This window comes from Sorangium sp. So ce117 (assembly GCF_051524395.1).
In the GTDB taxonomy this organism is placed as follows: domain Bacteria; phylum Myxococcota_A; class Polyangia; order Polyangiales; family Polyangiaceae; genus Sorangium; species Sorangium cellulosum_B.
This window is the reverse complement of record NZ_CP150309.1, coordinates 5,295,398-5,311,451: the sequence shown is the minus strand read 5'-3', so window position 1 is coordinate 5,311,451 and position 16,054 is coordinate 5,295,398. Positions and strand designations below refer to the sequence as shown.

General features: G+C 72.2%; 12 protein-coding genes. 7 read left to right on the top strand and 5 right to left on the bottom strand.

Features of this window, described 5'->3' with window-relative positions:
• Window positions 1-8: 8 nt before the first annotated feature.
• From WMF46_RS19770 to WMF46_RS19755, 4 genes are read left to right on the top strand one after another with little or no spacing between them, the layout of a single operon-like run.
• Window positions 9-404, top strand: coding sequence for an STAS domain-containing protein (locus WMF46_RS19770; protein WP_436618553.1), 396 nt, complete (start codon window positions 9-11; stop codon window positions 402-404).
• Complete coding sequence (locus WMF46_RS19765; RefSeq protein WP_437987026.1) at window positions 385-1,170, top strand: anti-sigma regulatory factor; 786 nt, start codon at window positions 385-387, stop codon at window positions 1,168-1,170. The genes WMF46_RS19770 and WMF46_RS19765 overlap by 20 nt, the downstream gene beginning before the upstream one ends.
• Entirely contained in the window at window positions 1,167-1,751 is a 585-nt protein-coding gene (locus WMF46_RS19760; RefSeq protein ID WP_437910052.1) for a SpoIIE family protein phosphatase, read from the top strand. Before WMF46_RS19765 ends, WMF46_RS19760 begins: the two co-directional genes overlap by 4 nt.
• Window positions 1,748-2,227, top strand: a complete 480-nt coding sequence (locus WMF46_RS19755; protein WP_437300662.1) for an ATP-binding protein — start codon at window positions 1,748-1,750, stop codon at window positions 2,225-2,227. The genes WMF46_RS19760 and WMF46_RS19755 overlap by 4 nt, the downstream gene beginning before the upstream one ends.
• Window positions 2,228-2,284: 57 nt before the next feature.
• Here the strand turns inward: WMF46_RS19755 and WMF46_RS19750 are convergent, their stop codons facing one another.
• Both WMF46_RS19750 and WMF46_RS19745 read right to left on the bottom strand, forming a co-directional pair.
• Window positions 2,285-3,310 carry a tetratricopeptide repeat protein gene (locus tag WMF46_RS19750; RefSeq protein WP_012236238.1) on the bottom strand — a complete coding sequence of 342 codons (1,026 nt, stop codon included), beginning with the start codon at window positions 3,308-3,310 and terminating at the stop codon, window positions 2,285-2,287.
• 188 nt (window positions 3,311-3,498) lie between these two features.
• On the bottom strand, window positions 3,499-5,412 hold the full coding sequence (locus tag WMF46_RS19745; RefSeq protein WP_437987025.1) for a L,D-transpeptidase: 1,914 nt from the start codon (window positions 5,410-5,412) through the stop codon (window positions 3,499-3,501).
• Window positions 5,413-5,696: 284 nt separating this feature from the next.
• Between WMF46_RS19745 and WMF46_RS19740 the strand changes: the two genes are divergently transcribed.
• The 3 genes from WMF46_RS19740 (at window position 5,697) to WMF46_RS19730 (ending at window position 8,786) form a co-directional block, all read left to right on the top strand.
• The gene (locus WMF46_RS19740) at window positions 5,697-7,061 is read left to right on the top strand and encodes a hypothetical protein (RefSeq protein ID WP_437987024.1); all 1,365 of its coding nucleotides are present in this window, start codon (window positions 5,697-5,699) and stop codon (window positions 7,059-7,061) included.
• Window positions 7,062-7,203: 142 nt separating this feature from the next.
• The gene (locus tag WMF46_RS19735; RefSeq protein WP_437987023.1) at window positions 7,204-8,484 is read left to right on the top strand and encodes a hypothetical protein; all 1,281 of its coding nucleotides are present in this window, start codon (window positions 7,204-7,206) and stop codon (window positions 8,482-8,484) included.
• A gap of 53 nt (window positions 8,485-8,537) precedes the next feature.
• Complete coding sequence (locus WMF46_RS19730; protein WP_231864921.1) at window positions 8,538-8,786, top strand: hypothetical protein; 249 nt, start codon at window positions 8,538-8,540, stop codon at window positions 8,784-8,786.
• 17 nt (window positions 8,787-8,803) lie between these two features.
• Here the strand turns inward: WMF46_RS19730 and WMF46_RS19725 are convergent, their stop codons facing one another.
• The 3 genes from WMF46_RS19725 to WMF46_RS19715 form a co-directional block, all read right to left on the bottom strand.
• Window positions 8,804-10,513 carry a hypothetical protein gene (locus WMF46_RS19725; RefSeq protein ID WP_437987022.1) on the bottom strand — a complete coding sequence of 570 codons (1,710 nt, stop codon included), beginning with the start codon at window positions 10,511-10,513 and terminating at the stop codon, window positions 8,804-8,806.
• A gap of 207 nt (window positions 10,514-10,720) precedes the next feature.
• Window positions 10,721-14,854 (bottom strand): hypothetical protein, encoded by a 4,134-nt coding sequence (locus WMF46_RS19720; RefSeq protein ID WP_437987021.1) that lies wholly within the window; start codon window positions 14,852-14,854, stop codon window positions 10,721-10,723.
• Window positions 14,855-14,959: 105 nt separating this feature from the next.
• Window positions 14,960-15,949, bottom strand: a complete 990-nt coding sequence (locus WMF46_RS19715; protein ID WP_437987020.1) for a hypothetical protein — start codon at window positions 15,947-15,949, stop codon at window positions 14,960-14,962.
• Window positions 15,950-16,054 lie beyond the last annotated feature (105 nt).

Genomic DNA, 16,054 nt, shown 5'->3' with positions numbered 1-16,054 from the left:
TCCCCATCGTGGGCCTCTTCGGGAACTTAATCGTCTCGGTGCAGGGCGGGCTCACCGACGGCCAGGTGGAGCAGCTGCGCGACGACGTGACCGGGTCGATCGAAGCGCGATCGCCCCGCGGCCTCATCGTCGACCTCTCCGGTGTCGAGATTCTCGATAGCTATCTCACCCGCGCCATCCGTGACATCGCGCTCACGGCCCGGCTGATGGGCGTCCGGACGGCGGTGTGCGGCTTGCGCCCCGCTGTCGCGATCGCGCTCGTGGAGATGGATCTCGAGATCCCTGGCGTGGTGACGGCGCTCAACCTGGAGCGCGCCGTCGAGATGCTCGCGCCGTCCGCGGACGACGACATGATGCCGCCGGAGCTCACGAACGAGGTGTCGCATGAAGATCCCTCCTCGTGACGGACCGCCCTCCAGCGGCGGCGCCACGGGGCCGCCGTCGAGCCGGTCCAGCGGACCGGTGTCGACGCGCTTGCCGGGTACGCCTCAGTCGGGGCGCGGCCCCGTGCCGTCGTCTCCGCAGATCGTCGGCCGCTCGATCACCGATCAGATCGAGACGGTGCTGGCGCAGTTCCTCTCGCCCGCGGTGAGGAAGAGCGTCATCGACTGCGGGATCCGGCAGGCGAAGGTCGATCCGCTGGTCGCGCGCGAGGGTGATCTCCGGCGCCTCCTCGTCGAGGTCAAGCGCGGGGTGAAGCTGTTCGTCCGCGACCAGGCGCAGCTCGATCGGTGCATCTCCGAGCTCGGTGAGCTCGACCACGCTGCCCCTGCGCCGCGCGAGATCACCATCGATGTGCGCAACGAGGAGGACGTGCTGCGCGCGCGGTCAGCCGGCCGCGAGCTCTGCATCGAGCACCTCGTCAGCGACGTCCTGCAGACGAAGATCGTCACGGCGATCTCCGAGCTCGGGCGCAACATCGTCAGGTACGCGGGCAGCGGGCAGGTCATCGTCCGCTCGCTCACCTCGCCAATGCGCGCGATCGAGATCGTCGCGCAGGACAACGGGCCTGGGATCACGAACCTGCCGGAGATCCTGAGCGGCAAGTACCGCTCGCGTCACGGTATGGGCGCGGGCCTCCGCGGCACGAAGGCGCTCATGGATGCGTTCGACGTCAAGACGGCGCCCGGCGCGGGGACGACCGTGACGGTCAGGAAGTACCTCGGATGACGGTCGCCATCGGGACCGCGTGCTGCGTCGCCGCCGGCGAGGAGATCGCCGGCGACGAGGTGGTGGTGGTCCGACAGTCCCCCTGGGTGCTGATCGGCCTCGCCGACGGGCTCGGTCATGGTCCCCACGCCGCGCAAGCGGCCTCCGCGTTCTGCCGCTACGTGGAGGACCACGCGTCGATGCCGCTCGAGGATCTCTTGACCGGGGCAGGGGAGCAGCTCGCGTCGACGCGCGGGGCCGCGGCTGCGCTCCTGCGCATCGACGAGAGCGTGGGCGAGCTCGAGTTCTCGGGCGTCGGCAACATCGCGATGAAGGCGATCACGCGGACGGCCATGCCGAGCTTCTGCTCGGCGGGGATCCTCGGGCGGCGCGTGCGGCGGCTCCGCAGCTTTCGCTTCCCCATATCGCCTGGCGATGTCGTCCTGCTCCACTCCGACGGGATCTCCAGCGGCTTCGATCTCGGCGCGTTCCGCGACTTCGATCCCGAGGAGATGGCGCGCCGGATCGTCGACGCCCACAAGAAGTCGTTCGACGACGCCACGTGCGTCGTCGCCGTGGTCCGCGACAGGGGCGCGGCGTGACGCAGCGGTCCCCGCCCGCGTTCAGCATCCCCGTCACGCGCGAGGAGGATCGCTTCGCCTGCGCGGCCGAGGGCGCGCACATCGCGCGCTGGGCAGGGCTCTCGGAGCGCGCCCAGCACGAGCTCGCGATCGCGATCGCCGAGCTCGTGTCGAACGCGGTGCGCCACGGCGGCGGCGGGAGCATCAGCATCCGCGCGATCCGCGACGACACGCAGACGGGCGGCGGTCGGTGGGGCGTCGAGGTGATCGTGCGCGACTCCGGCCCCGGCCTTGACCCGAAGCTGGCGCTGCTCGAGGACGTCGGGCCGAAGAGCGATCGCGGCCCGTCCTCGTCGAGCTCTGCGCGGCTGACGCCGAGGATGCCCGGTCAGGGGCTCGGCGTCGGGCTCGGCGCCGTGCATCGGCTGATGAGCTCCGTCATCATCCGTTCGTCACCCGGCATCAGCACCGAGATCATCGCCGTCAAGTGGAAGTGAGCGACGCCCCGCGCGCCCACGCGGCGCGGCGGTCGTGGCGAGGAGCGCCTCGCTCGATTAGTTGAGCTCTTTCTCGGTCCGCTCGTTCTGCTCGGCTTCGAGGAACGTCGCGGTGATCTCGCGCTCGAGCGCCAGGTTGATCTCGCGCTCCAGCGCCTCGATGCTGCCCGCGAGGCGGGCGACGTTGAGGGCGTAGACGAAGACCCGCGCGCACGGGTGGACCTCGGCGCTGCCGCGGAGGCCCCGCTCGCGCTCGTCGGCGTTGAGGCCGTCCAGGAGGACGAGCGCGCGGGGATCGACGCCCTCGGCGACGAGCTCCATCCCGGGCACGTCGGAGATGTAGAGCTCCGCGCCCTCGACGTAGCGCCGGAGCACGGGGTTGAGCGCGGCGACCGTCTTCTGGGCCAGCGTCACGAAGCCCTCACGGCTCGGCGCCCAGGGGGGCATGCCCAGCTCGACGTCGAGCTCGCGGGAGCGAAGGAAGGCCTGCGTCGCGCCGCGGACATCACCCCGCTCGTCGCGGATGAGGCCGAGGTAGTAGTGGGCCTCGGCGTGCCTCGGATCCTTGAGCGCCGCCTCCTCGATGAGGGCGGCGGCCTTGTCGGCCTGGCCGATCTCGTAGAACGCGCGGCCCACGAGGAAGGTGTGGTTCGGGTTGTCGTAGGGGCCCTCGGGGATCCTCGCCGCGACCTGGGCCGCCTCGTCGAGATCGCCCTTGCCGAGGAGCGCGTCGAACTTCAGGAGGAGCGCGTCGATGATCTCCTCGTCGACCTCGGCCAGATCCAGCGCCTGGTCGCACATCTCGATCGCCTGGTCGAAATCGCCGAGCGGGTGGATGTACACCTCGGCGGCGTTGAGCATCGCCTCCAGGTAGGTGTCATCGAGGGCGATCGCCTGGCGGTACGCCTCGATGGCCTCCTCGCCCTCGCCCTCGAGGGCCGCGACGAAGCCGAGCAAGTTGTGAGCCTCCGGCGAGTTCGGATCTAGCTCGAGCGCCCGCCGGGCCGACGCCTCTGCTCCGCGCGTGTCCCCGCGCTGGACGAGATCCCACCCGCGGTCGAGGTGCGCCGAGAACTGGTCCATGGCGGCTCCACAAGTGTGCGAAGGGGAGCCCCGAGTCAAGAGGGAGCCCTGTCAAAGCGACCGTTCGAGCTGTTCCGAGCACGGCCCGCCCGGATTTCCAGCGACTGGCCCAGGCAGGACGCCAGGCGGCCAGGCCCGTTAGGCAGGTCCAGGCGAGGCGAGGCGCGGCTCCGGCGCGCGCGGCCCGCTCACTCGTGGATGGACACGAGCGTGCCGCGGTTCTCCGGCGTGGCCCAGACCCCGTGCCAGCCGCGCGGGAGCCTGGGCTCGCTCCAGAAGAAGACCTTCTTCGCGTCGAGCGGCGAGAGGTTCACGCAGCCGTGGCTCATCTCCCGGCCGAAGTTTCCGTGCCAGAAGGCGCCGTGGAGGGCGTACGAGCCGTCGTAATACGCGACGAACGGCACGTCCTCGATGCTGTACGGCAGATCGCCCGCGACCGTGCCGTCGCCGTCCATCGTGGTCGCGATGTGCTTCTCGCGGATGCGGAACACCCCCGCGGGCGTGGGGTGGTCCTTCTTCTTGTCCTTCGAGCGCCTCCCCGGCGAGACGAGCGCCGCGAAGACGGGCTTGTCGCCCTCGATCGCGACCAGCGTCTTGCGCGACAGGTTCACGTCGATCCACTTCTCGCCCGGCGCGAGATCCGGCGGCGGGGCGCCGAGATCGGTGTACGTCCCGTCGGCGCCCTTCATCCACCAGCCCTCGGTGGTCTTCCGGTACACCGTCGACTTGTGGGTGTGGCTCTCGCCCGTGAGGCCGAACGCCGCGAAGCGCTCGAGCGAGCCGGCCACGGAGACGGACTTCTTCTCGGCGTCGAACTGGTACTTGCTCGCCGACTTCGCGAGGATGAAGCCGACCGACTTCGCGCCCTCGGGGAAGTCGATGCCCTGCGAGGCCGGCGGCTTGATGATGTACATGCGGTCGCTCGGCGCGACGAGGCCCGCGGTCGTCTTGTACCAGCTGCGGCCGTTCCAGCCGAAGGTCTTGTCGACCGCGACGAAGAAGCCCTTGACCATCCGCTTCGCGACCGTCGAGTCGGCGTCCTTGTCGAGATCGGCGAGCGTGACGTTGAGCGGCCTGCCCTTCTCGTCGACGTTCTCCCACCAGGGCTTCTCGGGCTCCTCCTCGACCGGCGCCGGCGCGATGCCGAGCGACGCGGCCGCGGCGACGGCCGCCGCCTTGTCCTCGACTGCAGCCGGATCCGCGGCGACGGCGGCCACCGGCGCGGGGCCCGCGGCGGCCTCGGCGCTCGCCGCGGCGCGAGCGGCGGCCGCCGCGGCGACCTCCTTCTCGGTCTCCTCGTAGAGCGCCTCGGCGCGCTGCTTCTCCTCTTCCTTCCGCTTGCGCTTCGAGGACTCGAGGTACGGCTCGTAGCGCGTCATCTCGTCCTTCGAGGGGACGGAGCGGTAGAGCGGCGTGCCGTGGGTCGTGTTGAAGGCGTACTTGTACGGGAGGACCTCGTCGAGGTTCGGCGGCGTGATGCCGAGGCGGACCTGCGGGTTCGACAGGTCCGTCGTGGCCGACCTCCCGCAGACGTAGCCGCCGTCGAGGAGGCGGTACCAGCCCTTGGCGCAGCTCCCGCCCTTGATCGGCTTCGGATCGACCGGCACCTTGCCGCCGAGCCGGATGTAGCCGAGCCGCTGCTTGGAGAACTCCATCGTCGGATAGACCGCCGCCTGCGGCACGATCGAGCCGAGCAGCGGCCCGGTGTACGGCTTGTCGGGCGCGGGCGGCTCCGGGGCCTCGGAGGGCGCGGCGGTCGGGGCCTCCGTGGGCGCCTCGGCGGACGCGGCGGCGCGCGCCGACGACGCGGGCGCGGGGCGGGGGAGGGACGACGTCCGCTCGGGCGGCGAGTCGCCTTCGGTGGAGGGGCCGGGAGGGGCCTCGCCCTGGCAGCCGCTCGCCCACGCCGCGGTGCCGGCGAAGGCCGCCGCGGCGACGAACCCGAGCACGCTGGACACGAGCGAGGTGCGCGCGACGCCGGCGCGTCCGGCGCCCGGCGCCGGTTGCGGGTTCCGCAGGTCGTCGGTGCGGACATTGCCGCTGCCGTGCGATCGTGCGGGGTCCTTCTGCCCGCGGGGGCCGGGCGCCTGAGAGCGGTTCATCGCATCCACAGCGTTGGGCGAGGACCGGCCTTCCCGATCCTCGCGGTCTGATGATCGACCCGTAGGGTCGGGTCGGCTCGGCGGTCTTAGTACCTGGTCACTCACGTGTCGATCCACTTCTCTGCGGAGCGCGCGCCCCTCGAACTCACGACGGCGGACGCCGGGGCAGGCGGCATCGCATGACCATCGCTTGAGCGAACGACGTGCCACGAAGCCGCGACGCGCGGCGCGGGCGCGCTCCGGGGCATGGATGCCGTTCGGACGGCTGCTGCTAGGGTACCGCCGTGGCGGAACGGACCCCGGGGCGTGGCTTGAACAACACGACGGAGGCCCAGCGCGTGGGCCGTGGCACCGCGGTCGTCCCGCTCGTTCGCGCCGCATCCAGGCGGGCGCTCGTCACCGCGGCCGTCGTCGCGGCGCTCCTGCACCTGCCCCTGCTCCCGACCCCGCTGTTCGCGTGGCTCGACGCGATGTTCGCGCTCCGGGGTGAGCTGGCCGACTACGACGCCGGCGAGACGATCGTGCCGATCGATCTCGATCTCCTCGCGGATGACCCCAGCGCGGTCGCGGCGGCGCCCTCCGCGAGCGGCGGCGAGGGGGCGCCTTCCGGGGCGGGCGCCGCAGCGCCGGCGACGCCGTCGCCCGCGACGCCGCCCGCCGCGTCGGCGAGCGCCTCGCCGGAGGCACCGGACGCGGGCGCGCCCGAACGGCCGCGCCGGAAGCCGCCGGGCGACGCAGGACCGGACGCGTCTGGCGACGGGGGCACGGAGAACGACGGCGACCACCCGAACCTGCGGACCCCGCTGAGCGCCGCGGGCGCGCCGGGCAAGCTCGCGTCGAAGGACCCGAACGTCCAGGTGCTCATCGCCGGCGACCGGCTCCGCAACCACGAGCTCGGCGCGTGGTTCGGCCGGATCCTGACGACCATCCCCCAGTGGCAGTCCTTCTTCAGCGACACCGCCGTCGACCCGATCCGGGACATCGACCACCTCCTCATCGCCGGGCCGCAGCTCCGCGACTCCAGCAAGGTCGTCGCCGTCATGGACTACCGGGCGCCCGAGGAGACCATGCGGGCGGCCGTCGACGTCATCGTGCAGCGGTCGAACGGCGCGTGGATCGAAGACGCCCCCGTCCCCGCCGCCCGGGCCACCGCCGACCGCAGCAAGCGCATCTTCGCGATGGTCCCGGACCGGCGGCTGCTCGTGGTCCTTCCCGCTGCTGAAGAAGATCAGCTATCAAAGTTGAAGTCCATGAAAGGATTCAACAAATCTTCTGCGGCAGGCATCGTCATCTCGATGCTCACGCCCGCGAACGCGTTCCGCGGGGTCCAGGCGGTCCCGCGCAGCCTCGCCTGGATGCGCCTCACCGTCACGCCGACCAAGGACGGGGGCGCGGACCTCGCCCTGACGGCGGGCGATGAATCTGCTGAAGATGCGCTGGTTCACGCGCAGGAGCTCACGAAGACCTTGAACGCGATCCGGACCATCGACCTGGGGATCACGAGGATCGATGTGGTGGATGAGATCGCCTTCAACACCGACGGGAAGGTCATCTGGTCGAAGCTCCACGTCACGAACCGGCAGCTCAAGCTGATCATGGGCTTCGTGGAGAAGGCGCTCCTGGAGCAGGGCGGCGCGCGGAAGCCGTAGCGCATGGGGCGAGAGCGGCTGCGCCTGGGCGAAGGCGGCCGCGCCGGGGCCAAGGGGGCCGTGCCGGGGCGGAGCGCGGCCCGGGCCGCGCGGAACACTAGCCAAAGCGGCGGCGTTCAGTTAATCCGACCAGCCCGCGCCGATGACGCCCGAACACTCTCCGTACGCCGTGCTCGATGAGCTTGCCGGACACCCCCGCGGCGACGACCTCGCGCGCGTCGTCCACACCGCGGCCTTTGCCGCCGCGGACGAGCGGCGGACGACCCTGGAGGGCGGCCTCGCGGAGCTCGTCGACCGGGCGGGCCTGTCGATCGCCGACGCGGAGACCCGGTTCGGCAACGTGGTCCGGGCGCTCGAGCGCGGCACGAGCGAGGGCGCGGGGAGCGCGACCCGTGTGCTCCTGGCCACGCTGCTCGCGCGCGGGGTCGCGCTCTCGCCGCCCGACGGGCCGGAGGCGGAGGGCCGCGTCGCCGAGGCGCTCGTCTGGCTGGCGACGTACACCTCCGTCGACGCGCTGACCGCGCTGGACGCCGCGCTGGGCGAGCGGGCCGCGGGCCTCTGGCGGTCGATCGCCGCGCTGGTCCGGCGCGCTGACCAGGGCGCTCTGCCGCAGCTCGGCCGGGCGGGCGCGATCATCGCCGCGGCGGCGCTGCGGGGGAGCGCCTCGCCCGACGCGCGCGCCGAGGCCGCGGCGCTGGTGGACGACGTGCGCGATCCGATCGTGCGCTCGCTGCTGCGCGACGCGCTGTCGTCCGGCAGGCGGCCGAGCCGCGCGCCGAGCGCCAGCGGGGCCGCGCAGGAGGGCGCCGGGGCCGCCGGGGCCGCCGGGGACGAGAGATGGGCGCCGGAGCGCGACGGCGGGGCGACGGCGCGGCTCGCGGGCGAGCTGTCACCGCCGCCGCGCGGGCCGATGGCGCTCGTGCTGCTGGCGGCGACGGGGATCCTGCTCGTGATGCACGTCCTCCGGCTCGCCGGGCGGTTCCTTCTGCGGTACCGCCGGCCCGCCGCGCTGGAGGTCGGCCCGAAGGGCGTGACCATCCGGAGCCGGACCGAGCTGTTCGGCCGGACGCTGAAGGAGCGGGAGACGTACATCCCGGTCGAGGCGCTCCTCCGGGCGACGCGCGAGGTGCGCTACCCGCGGCTCGCCCTCTACGCGGGGCTCGTCGCGCTGGGGCTGGGGACGTACCTGGGCGTGTCGCTGCTCGTCGACGGCGCGCGCGCGGGCTCCCCGGAGCTGCTCGGCATGGGCGCGCTCGTCTTCGCCTTCGGCGCGGCGCTCGACTTCGGGCTGTCGCACCTGGAGACGGCGACGCGCGGCCGCTGCCGCGTGGTGCTCGTCCCACGGAAGGGCCCGGGGGTCGCGCTCGCGGGGATCGAGCGCGACGCTGCGGACCTCGCGCTGGGCAAGCTGCCGCGCGCCTGAAACTTGGCCGGATCGCGCCGCCTTCGCTAGGCCGATCGGGCGAGGTGATGGCGATGCGCTCGAAGACCGAAGCGATGGCGGGGCTCAGGCGGATGCTTCACGACATGCTGACCGCGCGGGAGGGCGGGGAGAGCGCTCCCCGCCTGGCGCGGGTGAAGGGCTGCGTCGACGGCGCGATGCGCGCGCTGCTCGACAGCGGGCAGGCGACCCGGCAAGAGCTCCTCGATCTCGTGGCCGCGGAGCGCGCGCGCGTGAGCGGCCCGGCGACGGCGGAGATCCGCGCGGTGTCGCTGAGCGCCTGACGGCGCGGCGGTGCCGATCACGGGCAGCTCTGGTTCGTGGCGAAATCCCAGCAGGCGCCGCTCACCCCGGCCGCGCCGTCGCTTCCGGGGGAGCCACCGAGACCGGCGGAACCGCCGTTGCCAGCCGTGCCTCCCGTGAACGGCACCTCGGTGGCCGCGGGGCTCGGCGTGACCTGGTAGGCGATGCCCACCGCGTGGCCGCCTCGGCCGCCGCCGCCAGGGCCGCCATCGCCGCCCGCGCCGCCCTTGCCACCCATGCAACCCGCGAGCGAGCCGGCGCCGGAGACGCGACTCCCCCCCTTGCCCCCCATGCCGCCCTCGCCGCCGGGGCTTCCACCTCCGCCCTCACCTCCATGGCCCGCCTTGCCGACGGCGATGGTCACATCGGTCAGCGCCAGCTTGGTCCCCAGGCTGAGGATCCCGATGCTCGACCCGCCGGCCTTGCCGCCGCCTCCTCCCGTTCCACCGCAGCCGCCGGCCCCGCCGCCGCCGCCGCTGGCGCCCGCGCCGTCGATGTAGCTACCCCCGCCGGACATGCAGAAACGTCCTGCTTTCGCGCCGCCGCCTCCTCCTCCGCCTTGACCGCGCGTCCCGCCGACGCCTGTGCCGCCGTCACCTCCGATGATGCTGGCCAGCGTCAGCGTGGTGCCGTCGCCAGCTGTCCCAGCGCCGCCAGAGGCGCCCCTCGCGCCGCTCGCGCCGTCCCTGCACTCCACCGTCTCTCCCGTCTCTCCCGTCTGCCCGTGTCCGATGCCGCCGATGCCGGATGCGGGCGGGGAGGCTGCACCAGGCGTGCCGTCGCTGCCGGTCTGCCCGCGCCCTTCATCTACAGGGGGCTGTCCACCCAGGCCGCCGGCGCCGCCGCTCGTCTCGCCATCCGCGCACGTCGTTACGCCGGGCTGGCCGCTGTAGACCGCCACGAGGCACGCGCTCGAGACGTCCTCCAGCGCGTCCGCGCCATCCTGCACGACCTCCGGCGTCTCGCCGCTCGCGCCGTTCACCCCGTTCCCTGCGATCACGTCGACCTGCTCGAGCTGCGCGTCGATGTCCGCGACCGCCACGCCGATCGACGACCCGCCCGGAGCCGTCGCGTTGGCCGCGCTGATCGTGAAGCTCCGCACGCGTGTCCCGCCCGCGTCCTCCGTCAGCGTGAGCGCCACCTTGTTCGCGGGCCCGTCGATGGCGCTCCGCGCCGCCGGGCTCCACGTCCAGCCCGCGCCGCAGTCGAAGCCGCCGATCACCTCGACGGCCGCCCGGACCGTGACGCTCTCCTCGAATACTCCGCTCGAGCACGCCAGCACCCGTTTGCCGTTCGCGTTCGCGAGCGCCTCCGAGAGCGACGCGTACGGCCTGGCCTTCGTCCCATCTCCTCCGGACGCCGCGCCCGCGCTCGCGAACACCGCGCACCGGTCCACCACCGTGCTCGCATCCTGGGTCGGGTCCGGCTCGCACGTGGGACCAGGGCCTTCGCCGCCGCCCGTCGCTTCGGGGGGGCAGTACCTCGAGTCTTCCTTGCAATCCTCGGCGTAGGACAGCGGCCAGCACCCGGCGAGGTGCAGCGCCGCGACGGCCGACGCGGCGGGGAACAGCCACAGCGAGAACGGGACGTCGATCCGCCGCCGCGCGGCGCGCCGCGCGGGCGCGCCGGCCTGATCCTGCGCTCCACCGGACGGCGCAGGGGATGCGTTGCTCACCGCGTTGCTGCTCGTTCGTTCCGTCGCTCTCATCGTCCCAAGCCTTTCCTGTGACGCTTCGCTCTGCCTGCGGATCCTCGCAGAAGACGCACCCGCGCCCTGGCCGCGCCGACCCAGGAGCATACCCAGTCGGCGGATCGCCTGCTCAACGGCGATCCGTCGGCCGAGTGCTCCAGGGGGACGCCGCACGCGGTGATCCCGTCGTCTCGCGGCCCAGGCGCTCGCGCTCCGGCGCGCGCTTCAGGGGGTGACGAGCGCCACGTCTCCTTTCGTGGTCTGTCCGCCGACGCGCCACCAGTTCGCGATGAGCAGCCGCCCGTCCGCCTCCACGATGCGCGAGAAGGCGCCCGCGAACCCCTCCTGCGCGATCTCCTGGATGAGCCAGCTGTGGCCGTCGCCGCTCTTCGTCCCGATCGCGAGCCGCAAGGTCCCGCTCGTCGCGTCCTGGTAGCTGATGCGCACCTCCCCGGCCGCCGTCACGAACACGTTCGCGTCGTCGCCGATGAGGTGCTGCCCGTCCTCGAAGGGGACGCCCTCGATCCCGAGCCCGTCGTCCGCCACCTCGGAGGGCCCGACCTCCGTGCCTCCCTTCACCCGCGCGTACCGCAGCCCCTCCGAGCGGCCGTCCGCGTAGGCGAGGTGCCAGTCGCCGGCGCGATCGATGAACAGCGACGTCCCCATGCCCACGTCGCCCGTGTCCGTCCCGTCCGGCGCCGCGCCGTCCACGATGCGGGTCTCCCACGCGCCCATCGACCTCGACGCGATCACCACGTCGCCGTGGATGCGATCGTAGAACGCCAGGCCGAACCCGCCCGCACTGTCGGGCGCCATCGCGATGTAGTCGCCGATCGCCTCGGGGTACGTCTCGAGCCGGTTGCCGTCGGAGGTCGCTGCGCACGCCGGTGAGCCGCCGTCGTCGATGCACGCCTGCCCGGAGGCGCACCCCGGCTCGCAGTCGCCGGCCGCGAGCGGCGTCGCGCAGCGCCCCGTGCTCCGGATGCACTTCGCCCCGGCGCCGCAGAGGAAGGCGCGGCACGGCGTCGCCTCGTCCTTCGCCACGTCCTCGAACCGCCACGCGCCCTCCCCGGGCGTGGGGCTCTCGCCGGTCGCGATCCGGACGCTCGACGTGACCGCGCCGCCCTCGCCCGGCTCCATCGCGAGGTAGGCGATGACGGGCAACCCCTTCACGAAGAGCAGCTTCGCGTAACGGCCGATGTCGCTGCTCGGCGCCTGCTGGACGAAGCTCACCGCCCACGCGTCGCCCTGCCGCTGCGCGAACTTGAGCGCGCGGTTCGTGCGGTCGTAGTAGGCCACCGCCGGCTCGCCGTCCGGCCCCACCGCGATCGACGTCCAGAGGCCGACGTCGTCGCCAGGCTCGGTCTGGCCCCCGCGGAACCCGCTCACGTCGAACCGGGCCGGGTCGACCGGGGGCTCCGCGGGCACCCCGTCGATCGCCTCCCACGCGACCGCCTCGCCGTCCCACGTGCCGACCACGAGGTCGCCCCACGCGAACGCGTTCCGCCAGTCGGCCTCCGCGTAGCCGGCGACCCAGACCGTGCGCTTGTCGGCGGCGACCGCGACCGAGGTGTACGCGCCGATGAGCCCGTGCTCCAGCGTCATGCAGTCGGGCGCGACGCACCCCGGCTCCACCTGCTCCGGCTCTTCGCTGCACGAGCATCCGGCGTGCGAGCCAAGGAGCGCCATGACGGCGACCCCCGCGAGCGCGCCCTTCAGGCCCCGCGCGCCGCGCTGCGCGGGGCGCCGAGGCGACGAGCCCCGGTCGCCGCGCCGCGCGAGCCGCAAGGCCGCCGCCGCGACGGCGAGGCCGAGCCAGCGGAGTCCCGACGGCGTCTCGCCGGCGCCGCCGGCCACGACGCAGCCGCAGCCGGCCGACGGGTCGACGGGGACCCGGCCGCGGAGGATCGCCTGCCGCGCCGTGCCGAGGTTCCCCTCCTCGTCCACGGCCTCGACCTCGATGTCAACGGCGTCACCGACGTCCACCGACGTCGTCTCCGCCGCCGTCGACCACGGGGACCACGCGCCGTCGTCGAGCCGCACGCGCACCTTCGCGCGCGCGGCGTCCGAGACCCGATCGCGCACCTCGAGCGGCGCCCGGCCGTCCACCGTGGCGCCGACGGAGATGACCGGCGGATCGACGTCGACCACCATCTCGACGGTCGCCGGCGTGGGATCGAGCGACAGGGGAGCGCCCGCGATCCGCGATCGCACCGAGATCACGTGACGCCCCGGGAGCCGCAGCCAGTCGTCGCGCAGCTCGACGATGCGCTCGCGCGTGAACGGGCGCCACACGCCGCTGTCGATGCGGTACGAGTACTCGACGGCCCGCGTGCCGTCGTCGAGCGGCGAGCTCATGACGAGCCGCGCAGTCGGCCCGTTGTCGCGGGTCATCGTGGGCAGGCGGAGCCCCTCGGCGCGCACCTCCTTGCGGCTCAGCTCGGCCTGCGTGTCGCTCCTCGCCGAGCGCTGCTGCGCCGTCGTTCCGAACGTCGCGAAGATGCCGAGGTAGTTGTCCTGCCCCTTCGTGAGCTTTCGCAGGCCGGGGGAGCCCGCGCCCTCGGCCGACTCCGGGATCACCAGCGAGAGCCCGAGCGCCGAGAGCGGCCCGTCGAGATCGATCGCCGGGATGCCGCCGCCGATCAGCTGCCCGAGCTGACCGCCGAGGAGGCCGCCCAGCGCGTCCGCCATGGACTTGGGGTTCTCCCGGAGCAGTCCGTTGTTCGTCACCTCGCCGTTCTCGACCCTGAGCGCCTCGATCACCGGCGTGAGCCCCTCGGGGGTGACCGAGAGGTTCATGGGCACATCCACGTCGAACGTCGCCGTCATGAACCGGATGAACCTGTCGAGCGACCAGACGTAGAAATCGAAGCTCGCCCGGTCCAGCTGGATGCGGATCAGCGGGTCGTCGCTTCCGTTCGTGCCATTGCCAAAGGTGAGCCGAGGGGGCGCCTGCGGACGGATGACGACCGCGACCTGCTGCGACTCGCGCTGCAGCGCGAGATCCTTTGCGGAGGGGGCCAGCAGCCCCAGCGTGCCAGAGTTGAGGAGAGGCACCGTCTCCGTGGAGATACCGAGACAGATCAGGCCGCTGTTGTAGAGACCGTTCATGGCATAATTCGCGAAGCGCTCGGAGATCGCGAGACCGACGTGGGGGCCGGGAAGGTCCGCTGGCCAGTCGGAGACGGTGTTGGCGACGAGCTCATCGGGAATCGGGATGCCCGCCGGGAGCGCCATGTTCGACAGCGGCACACATTTCGAAGTCGGCACCGGCTCGGCGCCGCCGTAGAGGCCAAGGGTGAGCCCGTTGCCGACCGGGTTGAGGTCGCCCCACGCGAGATCGGAGCCGTCGTCCCGCTCGCTCGTGCCGCCGCCGGCGAGCAGGAGGTCGAACCCGCCCTGCGTGCCCGGGGAGATGCTCGCGAGCAGCCGGCCGAGATCGATGTGGCCCTCGACGCCGAGCAGGATCGAGGCGCACTCGTCGTTCGCGTGCGTGCCGTAGCGGCAGACGCCGCCGATGTCGTTCGTGCCGTCGGGGCAGGACGGGTCCTGCGTCGGATCCGCCTTCATACAGAGCTGCTGGTCGAGCTGGGCCTTCAGCGCGTTCGACATGGATCCCATGAAGCTCGTGATGATCGGCTTCACGAAATCCAGCGCATCACCGACCCACGTGCCTCCGCAGTCGAGGTGCAGGTTCGACACGAGCTGGTCCTCGTCGATCGAGAGCCGGACGACCTTGACGCGCGAGTAGCCCTGCCGCGAGTGCTGCGGATTGACGTCGATCTCGATCGACAGCTCGACCTCGACATCGATGTTCGTGAAGGTCTGCGCGTCGGGCGGGCACGCGTCGTTTCCGTTGAGGGTGACGTACTGGGTGCTCTCCCCCAGGATGCCGCCGTCGAGGAAGATGGGCAGGCTCTGCAGGCGCACCGGCAGAGCGCCCCGGACGAGCAGGTTGTGCGGCGTCTTGGGCTGGATCTGAAGCGCTGCGCGCCCCGCGTCGATCTCGGCGATGCACTTCGGGGGAGTCGCCGACGGATCGGCTCCGTCAGGGCAGAGGGCATAATCGATGGCCCCGAGGGCCACGGAGCCCGTCGACCGGGGGACGGAGAACGTGATCACGCCGCCGTCCCCACCCCCGAGGAGCGCGCGCCCGAGGACACCCAGGTTCTGCTCGAGGAACTCGACGCCCGACTGCGTGAGCCGCGCCGCTCCGGCGTTCTCGATGCGGTCCGCGGGCTTGAAGCCGGCGGGGAGGGGGGTCATTCCACAGCCGGCGCACCCGCCTCCCGAAGCGGCACATCCGGCGATGACGAGGAGAACGAGGATGGCGGAGAAATGCTTGATGACGCGGGGCATAAGGAACCCTCCGAGGGGGCACGACCCGCAGCGCCGCGCCCGCTGGGCGCGGGCTTCAGGACGCCACGACAGATCGTACGCTCCCCGGAGAGCCGCCCGCAAGCGCTACTGGGGACAGAGACCGGTAATCTTGACGGCGCTCGCGGCATACTCGCCTCCGAGCGCATAGGCGTCTGCGCACTCGTCCGTCGCGGCCGAGTTCGTCGCGCTGCACCAGTCGCCCTTCAGCACGATCCCGCCGCTCTCGTCGCGCTTGCACGTATTGGGCGTCTCACCGGTGCCGTACTCTCCAATATCGCCCGAGAGCACGACACAGAGGCTCTGCTCGATCCCGGGGATGATCACCCGGTCGACCTCCTCCAGCGTGATGAACGCGGTGAGCTTGCCGCCGTTGATGAACGCAGGGGGATCGCCGTCCGGGCCTGGGAGGCAGGCCTCCATCGGGCTGAGCCCCTCGCGGTTGTACCGTCCGATGCAGTTGTTGTCCGCCGATACCTTCGCGTCGGTGAGCTGCACCTGGTGCATGGGCAGGACGATCGGCTCGGCGGCCGCGTCTCCCGCGCCCGTGTCCAGGAAGATCGGGACGTTCAGGATGTCGGACGCGCCGCTCCACGCGCCGTCGGTCAGGGGGGCGTCGAGCTCCTTCGGCGCGATCTCGAACTCGCCTGCAGACATGTTGGCGAAGCAGTAGCCCGCGAGCGGGTCGCTCGTGGGCATCGCGCCGCCGGTGCGCAGCTTGCCGGTCGCCGTGTCGAACTCGAGCAACCAGGAAAAGGTCCCTGTGCCATTCAAGTTGCACACGGGCAGGTTCATCGTCAGGCCCTCGGCGACGAGGCGGGCGATATAGCCGACCGCGAGCACGTCGGGCTTCGTGATCGTCAGCTGCGCCATCCGCAGACCGAACTTCGTCGCGCCCTGATTGTCGTGGACGGCAATGCACTCGGAAGCGACAGCCGTGCAGACCGGGTTCGTCGGCGAGCAGTCGCCTGGAGCCCCGCCGCCGGTCCCTCCCGCTGAGCTCGAGCTCGAGCTCGTCTCGCCGGCGTCGTCGCCCCCGCACCCCGCTCCCGCCGCCGCGCCCATCAGCGCGGACACACCTAATACGCAAAAACCCTTCAGAAACCGCATCTCTTGCCTCCTCTGGTGTTGCAAGGTGCGGAGTATAGGCGGCAGAAATGCGATGACCACGCGGTCGAGGTG